Annotated in this window: 7 protein-coding genes; 3 read left to right on the forward strand and 4 right to left on the reverse strand. The window is 76.2% G+C overall.

Annotation, left to right across the window (positions count from 1 at the left end):
- Positions 1-379: 379 nt before the first annotated feature.
- Positions 380-943, reverse strand: a complete 564-nt coding sequence (locus tag ACFSJS_RS26290) for a MarR family winged helix-turn-helix transcriptional regulator (protein WP_380904707.1) — start codon at positions 941-943, stop codon at positions 380-382.
- A gap of 120 nt (positions 944-1,063) precedes the next feature.
- Here ACFSJS_RS26290 and ACFSJS_RS26295 point away from each other — a divergent pair, with 120 nt between their 5' ends.
- Positions 1,064-2,476 (forward strand): MFS transporter, encoded by a 1,413-nt coding sequence (locus ACFSJS_RS26295; RefSeq protein WP_380904708.1) that lies wholly within the window; start codon positions 1,064-1,066, stop codon positions 2,474-2,476.
- Here ACFSJS_RS26295 and ACFSJS_RS26300 read toward each other — a convergent pair whose 3' ends face one another.
- Both ACFSJS_RS26300 and ACFSJS_RS26305 read right to left on the reverse strand, forming a co-directional pair.
- On the reverse strand, positions 2,477-4,252 hold the full coding sequence (locus ACFSJS_RS26300; RefSeq protein ID WP_380904710.1) for an ATP-binding SpoIIE family protein phosphatase: 1,776 nt from the start codon (positions 4,250-4,252) through the stop codon (positions 2,477-2,479). It lies immediately after the preceding gene.
- 200 nt (positions 4,253-4,452) lie between these two features.
- Positions 4,453-5,775 carry an NAD(P)/FAD-dependent oxidoreductase gene (locus tag ACFSJS_RS26305; protein WP_380904785.1) on the reverse strand — a complete coding sequence of 441 codons (1,323 nt, stop codon included), beginning with the start codon at positions 5,773-5,775 and terminating at the stop codon, positions 4,453-4,455.
- Between the two features lie 384 nt (positions 5,776-6,159).
- Here ACFSJS_RS26305 and ACFSJS_RS26310 point away from each other — a divergent pair, with 384 nt between their 5' ends.
- Positions 6,160-7,050, forward strand: coding sequence for a TetR/AcrR family transcriptional regulator (locus ACFSJS_RS26310; protein WP_380904712.1), 891 nt, complete (start codon positions 6,160-6,162; stop codon positions 7,048-7,050).
- A gap of 592 nt (positions 7,051-7,642) precedes the next feature.
- On the forward strand, positions 7,643-9,457 hold the full coding sequence (locus ACFSJS_RS26315) for an NPCBM/NEW2 domain-containing protein (RefSeq protein WP_380904714.1): 1,815 nt from the start codon (positions 7,643-7,645) through the stop codon (positions 9,455-9,457).
- Positions 9,458-9,491: 34 nt separating this feature from the next.
- Here ACFSJS_RS26315 and ACFSJS_RS26320 read toward each other — a convergent pair whose 3' ends face one another.
- Positions 9,492-11,681: an asparagine synthase-related protein gene (locus tag ACFSJS_RS26320; protein ID WP_380904716.1), complete on the reverse strand. Its 2,190-nt coding sequence runs from the start codon at positions 11,679-11,681 to the stop codon at positions 9,492-9,494.
- Positions 11,682-12,127 lie beyond the last annotated feature (446 nt).

Raw genomic sequence — 12,127 nt, forward strand, 5'->3', positions numbered from 1 at the left:
ACGGACGCTTCCTTCGGAACCCCTTCCCAGGGCCCCTCCGGGCGCTTCCCTTCGGTGTCTCCGACTCTATCAGATCCCTTTTCGGTTTCCGAATCCCCGGTCGGCGGGGTCCTGCTTTTTCCTTCACGCCGTTTCCGGCGCTTCCACCACCGTAGCGGATTCCCCCGCCGGCTCCTAATCGAGCCACCCGGAACGGAATTACGGCATACCGAAATCCATCCCGGAAGGGATTCACACCAAGTGAGTGGGCGCCACCGTACGCGGCAGAAGGGCCGCCAGGAGAACCGTTACGTCCCCGGCAACTCGGAGTACCTTACGGATCGGCTCGCGGCCTGTCAAGCCCGCTCCTCCGGGAACCCGTGGAGCCGCCACGAGGGGCTCAGTCCAGGTCGCTGAGGCGTCCGCCCGCGTCCGGCTGGGTGTCCTCCACCCGACGCAGCAGACGTGTCAGCAGTTCACCCAGGGTGCCCCGCTCCTCCCCCGACAGGTCCTGGAGCAGGTCCTCCTCGAAGACGGAGGCGAGCCGCATCACCTCCAGCCACTTCTCACGCCCCTCGTCCGTCAGCCCCACGATGACGCGGACCCGGTTGCTCTCGTCCCGTTCGCGGGTCACCAGGCCGGCGGTGGCCATGCGGTCGATGCGGTGGGTCACGGCCGCCGGGGTCAGGCCCAGGCGCTTGGCCAGCGCCCCCGGCCCCAGCCGGTAGGGGCTGCCCGCCATCACCAGTTCCTTCAGCACCTCCCACTCGGCCTGGTTGAGGCCGAGGGTCGCGAGCTGGCGGCCGTAGGCGACGCTCATGCGCCGGTCCAAACGGCTGAGGGCGTTGACGATCTTCTCGACCTGGGGGTCCAGGTCGCCGTACTCGCGCTGGTAGATGGCGATCTGCTCGTCGAGCGTGGGGCCGCGGGCGGAATCCGGGGCTGGGGAGGGCTGGTCGGACATGAGCCGGAGTATGGCAGAACTCGTTCGCTTCGAAGTCTTTGACTGTGTACTCTTTAGCGTCGAACTTTAGCTTTGAAGTCCACCCGGGGCAGTGCCCCGGCCGATCCGAGGTAGGTGAGTGTGACCACCGCGACGGGCGCAGCGCTGCGCCGGATCCAGACGGGGAACGCGCTGAGCGCGTTCGGCAACGGCTTCACCGTCCCGTTCCTGTTCGTCTACGTGTCGCAGGTACGGGACCTGGGTGCGGGCACCGCCGGAACGGTGCTCGCGCTCTTCGCCGTGGCCGCGCTGGTCGTGCTGCCCTTCACCGGGCGGGCGATCGACCGGCGGGGCCCGCTGCCCGTCGCCGTCGCGGGGGCGGCCCTGGCCGCCGTCGGCTCGCTCGGCCTCGCCCTGTCCACGACGGTGCCGGCGACGTTCGCCTCCGCCGTCGTCTTCGGCGCGGGCGTCTCCGTGATCCAGCCGGCGCTCGCCACGATGATCGTGTGGTGTTCCGCCCCGGCGAACCGCTCGCGGGCGTTCGCCACCCAGTTCTTCCTCAACAACCTCGGACTCGGGGTCGGCGGACTGCTGGGCGGGCTCGTCGTGGACACCGACCGGCCCTCCTCCTTCCTGCTGCTGTTCGGGATCGAGGCGGCGATGTACGTGGTGCTGGGCGCGGTCGCGGCGACCGTGCGGCTGCCGGCGGTGCCGCGGGCCGAGACCGGGTACGCCGGCCGCCCCTCCGGCGGGGGCGCCGGCTCCGCGCCGGCTCCGGGCGGGCTGCGGGCGCTGCTGTCGGACCGGGCCATGGTGACGCTGTGCGTGCTCGGCTTCGTGATGTTCTTCGCCTGCTACGGGCAGTTCGAGTCCGGGCTGTCGGCGTACGCGGTGGAGGCGTCGCGGATCTCCCCGGCGGCCCTGGGGGCCGCGCTCGCCGCCAACACCGCGGTGATCGTGCTGGCGCAGTTCGTCGTGCTGCGGCTGGTCGAGCGGCGGCGGCGCAGCCGGGTGATCGCGGTGGTCGGGCTGATCTGGACGGTGGCGTGGCTGGCCGCCGGGGTGTCCGGGCTGGTGGCCGAGCGGCACGCGCTGGCCGTCGCGGCGATCGTCTCCACCTACGCGCTGTTCGGGCTGGGCGAGGCGATGCTGTCGCCGACCGTGGCGCCGCTGGTGGCGGATCTGGCCCCGGCCCGGATGGTGGGGCAGTACAACTCGGCCTTCGCGCTGGTCAAGCAGTTGGCTCTGGCGGTCGGTCCGGCGGTGGGCGGCCCGATGGGGGCCACCTTGCACCTGCCCTACATCGCGATGCTGGTGCTGTGCTCGCTCGGGGTCAGCGTGCTCGCGCTGCTGCTGGGCCGCAGGCTGACCGAGGCCCAGGACAATCCGCTGCGCGCGAGCGTGCTGGTCGCCTCCTCCATGCCGCTGGAGACCGTGCGGGAGGCCCGGGCCGCCGTGGCCGCTTCCGGCGGCCCGCCGCTCCCGGTCGCCCCGGACGCCCGGGCCGGCGGCAACGCGCCCGAGGTCCGGGACGCCCCCGGCCGGTGCGCCTGATCACGGGACGCGCACGGCCTCGGGCAGCGCGAACTCGCACCAGACGGCCTTGCCGCCGCCCGGGGTGCGGCGCGAGCCCCAGGCCGAGGCGATCGTGGCGATGACCGAGATGCCGCGCCCGCTCTCGTCCACCGGTTCCGCGCGGCGGCGGCGGGGGAGGTGGTCGTCGCCGTCGGTCACCTCGATGATCAGCCGGCGGTCGGTGCGGCGCAGCCTCAGACACATCGGCGGGGTGCCGTGCTGGAGGGAGTTGGAGACCAGTTCGCTGGCGGCCAGTACGCCCAGGTCGTGCAGGTCCGGGGGGAAGCGCCAGCTCGCCAGCACCCCCGAGGCGAAGGCGCGGGCGCGCGGTGCGGCCTCGGTGCCGCCCAGGAGGTCGAGCGCGGCATTGTGGAACAGCTCGGCCTCGGCGCCCGTGCGGACGGGGTGCTGGAGGACGAGGAGAGCCACGTCGTCGTCGTGCTCGGCGGTGATCCCCAGGGCGCGCAGGAGGCGGTCGCAGACGATCTGCGGTGCGCCGGTGGCCCCGGCGAAGGCGTCCTCCAGGACCTGGATGCCCTGGTCGATGTCGGCGTCGCGGCGTTCGACCAGGCCGTCGGTGTAGAGCACGGCGGCCGAACCGGGGCCGAAGGGGACCGAGGCGGAGGTGTGCAGCCAGCCGCCGGTGCCCAGCGGGGGGCCGGTGGAGGCGTCGGCCCGGCGGACGGTGCCGTCCGGGTCGCGCACGAGGATCGGCAGGTGGCCGGCGGAGGAGTACGCCAGGCGTCCCTCGTTGGGGTCGTGGACGGCGTAGACGCAGGTGGCGATCTGGTTCGGGTCGATCTCGGCGGCGAGCCCGTCCAGGAGCTGGAGCACCTCGTGGGGCGGCAGGTCCAGGCGGGCGTAGGCGCGGACGGCCGTGCGGAGCTGGCCCATGACGGCGGCCGCGCGCACCCCGCGGCCCATCACGTCGCCGATGACCAGGGCGGTGCGGCCCGCTCCCAGGGTGATGACGTCGTACCAGTCGCCACCGACCGCCGCGTCGGTGCCGCCGGGGCGGTAGGTGGCGGCGACCCGCAGGTCGTCGGGTTGCTCCAGTTGCTGCGGGAGCAGGCTGCGCTGGAGGGTGACGGCGGCCTCGCGCTGTCGGCGTTCGCTGGCGCGCAGCCGTTCGGCGGCCTCGACCTGGTCGGTGACCTCGGCCGCGAAGACGAGGACGCCGCGCTGCGGCCGGGGCCCGGACAGCTCGATCGGGGTGCAGGTGAAGGTGTAGTAGCCCGGCCGGGCACGGCCGGGCGTTCCCCCGGGGCCGGCCGGGGCGCCGTCCACGCGGCGGGACTTGACGGTGCGCGGTCTGCCGCTGCGCAGCACCTGGTCCATGAGCGGGAGCAGGCCCAGCGCGGCCAGTTCCGGCAGGGCCTCACGGGCGGGTGCGCCGGGGGCGCGGGGACCGAAGGCGGCCGCGTAGGCGTCGTTGACGAAGGCGACGCGGTGGTCGGGGCCGTGGACGAGGGCGACCAGGGCCGGAAGGTGGCCGAGCAGGTCGTGGGCGGAGAGGGCGTCGAGGACCGCGGAGCCGCCTGCCGCCTTCCCCGCGGCCCCCGTTCCTCCCGGCCTCTCCGGTTCCCGGTCCGCCTCCCCGGCGTCCGGGGAGGCGGACGCGTCCCCCGGCCGCCCGGCCCGGGCGGCCGGAACGGCTCCGGCGGAGGCCGGCGCCTCGGGCGGACGCCGTGCCGCCCGTGCGGCGGTGCGCCGCTGTGTGCCGGGCAGCCGAGCGCTCCAGCGCGTGAAGTTCACTGCGTGCGGTCCGATCCGATTCCGTCGTTCTCGTGTTGTCGCGTCGTTCTGGCGCCTGTGCCGGGCGCGGCCGCCGGGCCCGGTCGCCCCCGGGTCCCGGCCTGCCCCGCCACCGGGCGGGGGCCACCGGTGGTGACTCTTCGCTGACACGGGCCCACCCATGGTCACACGACCAGTGTGGCGGAGGGTATCGGCATCCGTCAGGGGCCCTCGGGGTGGCGTCCGGTGCCCGCGGCGAGTTCGAACTCGGCGCGGGGGTGCTCCAGCGAGCCGAGCGAGACGATCTCGCGCTTGAACAGCCCGGCGAGCGTCCACTCCGCCAGGACCCGCGCCTTCCGGTTGGCGGTGGGCACCCGGCTCAGGTGGTACGCGCGGTGCAGGAGCCAGGCCGGATACCCCTTCACCCTGCGGCCGTACACGTGTGCGACGCCCTTGTGGAGGCCCAGGGAGGCGACGGAGCCCGCGGAGGAGTGCCGGTACTCCGTCTCCTCCTCGCCGCGCAGCGACGCCACCAGGTTGTCGGCCAGCTGCCGGGCCTGGCGCACGGCGTGCTGGGCGTTGGGGGCGCACGCGCGGCCCGGCTCGTCGGCCGCGAGGTCGGGGACGGCCGCGGCGTCCCCGGCGGTCCAGGCGTGCTCGACGCCCTCGACCCGCAGGGTGGCGGTGCAGCGCAGCCGGCCGCGCCCGTCACGGGGGAGGTCGGTCGCGGCGAGGAGGGGGTGGGGCTTGACGCCGGCCGTCCACACCAGGGTGCGGCAGGGGTGGCGGGATCCGTCGCTGAGCTGGGCGACCCGGTTCTCGCAGGACTCCAGGCGGGTCTCCAGCCGCACGTCGACGGCGCGCCCGCGCAGCTCGCGCACCGCGTACCGGCCCATCTCCTCGCCGACCTCGGGCAGGATGCGGCCGGTGGCCTCCACCAGGATCCACTTCATGTCCCGCGGGCGGATGTTGTGGTAGAAGCGGCAGGCGTAGCGGGCCATGTCCTCCAGCTCGGCCAGGGCCTCGACCCCCGCGTAGCCGCCGCCGACGAAGACGAAGGTCAGGGCGGCGGCGCGGATGTCGGGATCGCGGGTGGAGGAGGCGATGTCGAGCTGTTCCAGGACGTGGTTGCGCAGGCCGATGGCCTCCTCGACGGTCTTGAAGCCGATGCCGTGGTCGGCCAGGCCGGGGACCGGGAGGGCGCGGGAGACCGAGCCGGGGGCGATGACGAGTTCGTCGTAGGACACCTCGACGGGGCCGGAGCCGGTGTGCTCGGTGGCGAGGGTCTCGACAACGGCGGTGCGCCGGGCGTGGTCGACGGCCTTGGCCTCGCCGGTCACGATCCTGCAGTGGGGCAGGACGCGGCGCAGGGGGACGACGACGTGGCGGGGCGAGATGGAGCCCGCGGCCGCCTCGGGCAGGAAGGGCTGGTACGTCATGTACGGCTCGGGGCCGAGGACGACGACCTGGACGCCGCCCTGTCCCTCCCGCGCTCGCCTCAGCTCCTTCCTCAGGCGCCGCTGGAGGCGCAGGGCGGTGTACATGCCGACGTAGCCGCCGCCGACCACGAGAATGCGCGCGGGTTCCTTCGTCACCCGTCCATGACGCACCCGGGCACGGACGTTTGTCCACAGGTCCCGGGAATCGTATGACCGGCGGATGAGGCGGATCCGGCACGGTTCGCGGCTCCGCCGGGGGCGGGTATCCGCAGGTCGGGCATGGTCCGGGGGGAGTTCGGGGGAGGGGGGCGGAGCGGGTGGTGAAACGTGCTCCGTTCGGGGGCCGCAGGTGGCGGAACATGCCCCTTCCTCTGGTGACCGGGCCTCAACTATGTTCGTAGGGCGCCGGGGCGGAGTCATGACCGTGTCCCGGCGGCGAGGGCGGGGAGCCTCCGGGGGGAGGCTGCTCACTAACCGGGGGAATACAACATGCATATCCAGGGGATTCAGGGTTCTCGTTGGTCCGCCGCCGTCGCCGCGGACTCGTCCGGGGACGAGGGGGCACCGCGCGCGGTCGGCGGCGGAGGCGTGGGGGTGGCCGGGCGCACGACCCCGCTGCGGGTCGACGCCCAGCGCAATCTGGAGCACGTCCTGCGGGCGGCGCGCGAGGTCTTCGGCGAGCTGGGGTACGGGGCCCCGATGGAGGACGTGGCGCGGCGCGCCCGGGTCGGCGTGGGAACGGTCTACCGGCGCTTTCCCAGCAAGGAGGTGCTGGTCAGGCGGATCGCCGAGGAGGAGACGGCACGGCTGACGGAACAGGCGCGAACCGCGCTCGGCCAGGAGGAGGACGCCTGGTCGGCTCTCTCCCGCTTCCTCCGGGCCTCGGTCGCCTCCGGCGCCGGGCGGCTGCTGCCGCCGCGCATACTCAGGGTCGGCTCGTCCGCCGACGGGTCGGCCGACAAGGGTGCCGGGGTCGCGGGCTCCGCGGACGGCTCCGGGCCGGACGGCGTGCGCGCACCGCGGGAGGGCGGGCACGGGCAGCCGGGGCTGCGGCTGGTGGACGGCCACCGGTCCGCCGCGGAGGCCGGCTCCCGTACGCCGGAGCGCGACGGCGCCGGGGGCGCCGGGGAGGACGCGAACACCGCCGCGCTGCTCGAGGTGGTCGGGCAGCTGGTGGAGCGGGCGCGGGCGGCCGGCGAGCTGCGGTCGGACGTGACGGTGTCGGATCTGCTGCTGGTGATGGCGACGGCGGCCCCCTCCCTGCCGGACGCGGCGCAGCAGGCGGCGGCTTCCACACGGCTGCTCGACATCCTCCTGGAAGGGCTCAGGCCGCGGCCCGCCAAGCCGGTGGGCGTCGGGGCGGAGGGTCTCGACCGCTGAGGGTGCTCGAGCTGCCCGGGGCGCCCGAGCCGACTGGGGCGTCCGGGAGGTTCGGGGCGTCCGGGACGGAGACTTCGGTCCCGGACCCGGACGGGGCGCCGGTGCGGGCGTGCGCGGACAGCCGGGGGCGGGACGGCGTGCAGGGCGTTTTTCGGCCAATTTCGCGCCCCTGTTGTGCGCCCCGCTCCTCCTATACCTCTCCTCCCCTCCCCGCGCGCGCCGTTTCGGGGTTCATCACCCCGGACGAGTGATTGAGGCGCACGGCCGGGATTGCGCGGCCCTTCCGCGTGCCACGCTGTGCCGGTGTTCGGTGGCAACGGTGTGTACGGGGGTGCTCGCTTTGGGTGCTGAGGGGCGGGAGGAGCCGGGCGGCCCGGCAGGGCCTCCGCGGGGTGCGGGGAAGACCGGCGAGGACGCCCCTGTCGAGGGGGATGTCCGGAGAGCTGGGTCGGAGGAGTACGGGGAGCGGGCGCGGGAGCGGGGAGAGCCGCCGGAAGCGGGGGATGCGCAGGCGCGGGAGGGGACCGGGCCGGCGGAGGAGCACGGGCCGAGCCCCTTCCCGGAGGAGAGGTCCCCGAGCGACGCCGAACTGGTGTCGCTGGCCCGCGGCGGGGACACCGCGGCGTACGCGGCGTTGCGCGCGCGGCACGTCGCCGCCGTACGCCGCTACGTGCGGCACTGCTGCCGGGACGACGCCGGTGCCGACGAGCTGACGGACGAGGTGTTCCTCCGGACGCTGTCCTCGCCGGACGAGGACCCGGGACCGGACACCGCGGTGCGCGCCCATCTGCTGGCGACGGTCCGGCGGGTGGCGGCGTCCTGGGCGGGTACGGCCGGCTGGGACTCGCTGACCGGGGAGTTCGCGGTGTTCGCGGTGGCGTCCGGCACCCGGGGCGGTGGGGAGACCTTCGAGTCGGACGCGGGTGTGCGGGCCATGTGGCGGGCCGAGCGGTCGGCCGCCGTGCGGGCCTTCCGGAGCCTGCCCGAACGGTGGCAGGCGGTGCTGTGGCACACCGTGGTCGAGGAGGAGGCGCCCCGGGTGGTCGCCCCGCTGCTGGGGCTGACGGCGGAGGGGACGGCGGAGCTGGCCCAGCGGGCGGTGGAGGGACTGCAGCAGGCGTACCTCCAGACGCACCTCGCCCTCTCCCGGACCGGTGACGGCGCGTGCGCCCCCTACGTCGACCGGTTGGGGACGTACGCCCGCGGCGGGCTGCGGACGCGGTCCGCCCGGGCGCTGCACCGGCATCTGGACCGGTGCCCCGACTGCCGGTCGGCGGCACGGGGCGCCAGGGACGTCCGCGGACGGCTCCGCGCGCTGCTGCCCGTGGCGGTCGTGGGCTGGGGCGCCGGCGTGTACTCGGCGGAGGCGGCGCAGGCGGCGGCCGGTCTGGCGGCCGGCGCGGCGCCGGGAGCGGATGCGCCCGCGGCCGGTGGCACCGCCGCGGGCGGCGCGGCCGTCTTCGAGGGGCTGGGCGCCACGGCGAAGGCGGGCGTCACGGCGGGGGTGATGGCGGCCGCGGTGGCCACCGCGCTGACGCTGGCCCTGGTCGGCGACGGGCAGCGCTCCCGCGGTCCGGTTCCGGACTCGGCACCGGGGTCCGGGGCCCGGCCGTCGGCGGCGAGCGTGTCCGGCGAGGCGGGCCCGGAGGCCAGGGGAGCGGGAGGCGTCTCGGAGCCGCGGGCGGTGGAGTCGGGCGGCCCGGCCGATGCTGCGGGTGGCGAGGCGAGTGGACCGCGGGGGCGGCCCCCGGTCCCGCCGCACGGTCCGGATGCCGGCCCGTCGCCGTCCCCCGGAGCCGGATCACCCCGCGTGCCGGCACCCGCCGGACCGCACGGGCCGGCGGGTGCCGCGGGCGCGGACCGGGACGCCGGTCCCGGTACCGGCCCGACACCGACAGGTTCCGCCCCCGCGGACGGGCGGACGGACGGCCCGGCGGGCGGCGGGGATCCCGGGCAGGGGCGGACTCCTCCGCCCGCGGCCACCGTCCACCGCCTCGACCGGCTGCCGCGGGGCGGTCCGGCGGACGACGGCCCCGCCGTGCGCGGCGGGAGCAGTTGGCTGTGGCAGCGGCCGCAGGTGAGCATCGGCGGACGGGAAAGAGGTCACGGGGTGACGGTGTCGGCCCGCTCCTCGGTGACGGTCGACCTGGGGCGGCCCTGCACCTCCTTCGACGCGCTGGCCGGCGTGGACGACCTGACGGCGCTGCGGGGCGCGGTGCGCTTCTCGGTGTACGCCGACGGGGCCCGGCTGTGGCGGTCGGGCGTCGTCCGCCGGGGCGACGAGCCGGTGCCGGTCCACGTCCCCCTGTCCGGCCGCCGGGCGCTCCGGCTGGTCGTCGAGCCGGACTCCGCCCTGGACGTGGCGGTGCTGGCCGACTGGGCCGGGGCGAGGATCGGCTGCGGCTGACCCCGGCCCGGGCCCGGCGGCGCGGCCGCCGGACTCACAGGCTCGGGCGCTGCGGCACCCCTCCCGCCACCGCCCGCTGGCGCGGCGCGGCCGTCCCCGTCCAGCAGCTGCCGCGGCGGGCCAGCAGCCGGCGCAGCCACACCTCGGTGGAGACCAGTTCCGCCAGCCCGTCCAGGGGCAGCGCCTCGCCCTCCGCCGCCGCGCGCAGGGCCCTGCGCACCACCCGGGCCTCGACCAGTCCGGCGTCGGCGAGCAGGGGCGCGTCGAAGAGGTCGACGAGGTCGCCGATCCGGGAGCGCAGCCCGGTCCGCACGGCGGCCGCCCGGGTGGCGTGGGAGGGCGCGCCCCAGCCGGGGGGCAGGTCGCGGACGCCCGCCCCCGCCAGGACGGCGCGCAGCACCGACGCCCGCGCACCCGGCTGCACGCGCAGGGCCTCGGGCAGGGCACGGCAGGCGCGCACGACCTGGTTGTCCAGGAAGGGCGCGTGCAGCCGCTGGCTGCGGACCTCGGCGGCCTGCTCCAGTATCCGGTGGTCGGCCGCCAGCCGGGCGAGCGCGGCGCGCGCCCGCCGCTCCCCGGGGCGGGCGCCGGTCTCGCCGGGCACCGGACGCAGGGCGGCCTGCTCCAGCCGAATCGATACTTCTGCCAGTGCCTCACCGGTCAGCCAGCGCGCGGCCGGCCCGGGCCGGCACCAGGCGAGGGCCGCCAGCGAGGCGTCGAGCACCCCGGCACCGTGGACGTCGCGGCCCGCGCTCCCGGCCCCGGGGCCGGAGCCGTCCGCCGGGCCCGCCGCCGCGAGGGGACCCGCCACATCGCGTTCCCGCAGCCGCCGCGCCGCCTCCAGGACGCCCTCCCGGTACGGCGTGCGGGCCAGCCGCCGCGCCGCCCGGTAGACGGTGAGCGGCACCAGCACCGACCGTCCGGACGCCCCCTCCGCCCTCGCCAGCGCCGTGACGGGCCGCAGCAGATGGCGGCGGCGGCGGTCCAGCAGCAGGTCGGCCAGCCGGGCCGGGTGCGCGTCCAGCACCTCCCGGGCACCGTGGCCGGTGAGGTGGTCCGCGCTGCCTGCGGCCAGCCGCCGCCGGTGCCGCTCGGCGACGACGAGCGAGGGACCGGGCTCGTCGGTCAGCGGCCCGTCGGCGAGCGGCCCGCCGCCCGGTCCGGCGTACGGCAGCGCCTCCTCCCCGGCGGCCACGACGACGTGGTGCAGCCGGGGGTTCTCGGCGATGCAGCGGGCGCGCTCCAGCTCGGCCTCGCGCCCCGAGAACGGGTCCAGGGTCAGGTCGTTGAAGGTGACCGCCAGCAGCCGCTCGCCCGCCGACGTCCCGGGGGTGCCGAACACCGTGCCCGGCACGCCCGGCAGCCCGGCGGCCAGCAGGGCGATCGTCGCCGACGCGCTGCCGCCGGAGAGGTCGGCGCCGATGCCGGGCGCGGGTCCGCGGGCGGGGCGGCCCGCACGCCGCTGGGCCGGGCCCATGCCGGGGACGGGGCCGGGGTCGAGGGTGTCGAAGTCGGGCACGGGGGCGTGGCGCGGGGCCGCCAGCCGCGTCCGTACCGCCTCCACCAGCGCGTCGCGGATCCCGGCGACCGCGGCGTCCGCGTCCACCGGGGGCGCGGCGACGACGGTGGGGACGGCGGGCTCGTAGCTGACGGTCTCGCGGCTGCGGCCGTCGCGCATGACCAGCGCGTGTCCGGGCCGTACCCGGCGCACTCCCTCGTAGGGTGTGCCCTCGCCCAGCGCCTCGGGCGCGTCGGGACAGGCCAGGAGGGCGGCGAGGTGGCCGACGTCGAGCTGGGCCTCGATCAGGTCCGCCAGGGGCAGGGCGGCGGTGGCATAGGCGGTGCCGCCCGCCCACGGGGTGTGGAAGACCGGCCGGGCGCCGGCGAGGTCGGTGGTGATGGTGACGCGGCGGCCGACGCGCACGACGGCGGTGTAGCTGCCCGGCCAGACCGTCAGATGGCGCAGGGCCCCGCCGCGGGCCGCGGACAGCGCGACGCGCAGCTGGTCGTCGGAGGCGCCGCAGCACCCCAGGACGGCGAGCCTGTTCCCGCCGTCGGCCTCGACGACCCGCACCTCGTCCGGCCGCCAGTCGCCGACCGCCCAGAGCGGATCCGGTCCGTCCCACACCTGCTGCGCACCGACCGGCATGATCGTCTGTCCCGGTCTCGGTACGCCGCCCGTGCCGGAGGCGTGGTCTGCGGCCCATCCCACCAACCACCGCATCCGCGCCTCCGCCTGGCCCCTCGGGTCGCGGACGGCCGCCACCGGCCGCCGACCGCCGTCAGCCGTGAACCGTCAGAACTGTCAACTGCCGTCGCTGCGGACCATGCTGCCACGGGATGGGGCCGCGGGAGGCGTACCTGGACGCGGACGCGCGGAAATGGGCGTCGGGCCCCGACGCCCTGCCGACCGCCGAACGGTTCCGCCGCGAACGGCAGCATTCGGCCAAATATTTGCTGTGAGATATGCCGAGCGAAACGTTCTCGGCAGTCCGGGAGGCGTCCTCACCTCCCGGACCGGACCGCCGCTCGCGGGGAATGGAACGGCGGGTTCCCCCAGCCCACTGGTTCCGGCGCAGCGGGCCGACCCACGCAGCAGCCATGGAAGCGCTTCCCGTCCGGACCACACAGAGCGCACGGGCAGGCGCACCGGCACACACCCGGTGCACA

This window comes from Streptomyces desertarenae, assembly GCF_042681365.1.
In the GTDB taxonomy this organism is placed as follows: Bacteria; Actinomycetota; Actinomycetes; order Streptomycetales; family Streptomycetaceae; genus Streptomyces; species Streptomyces desertarenae.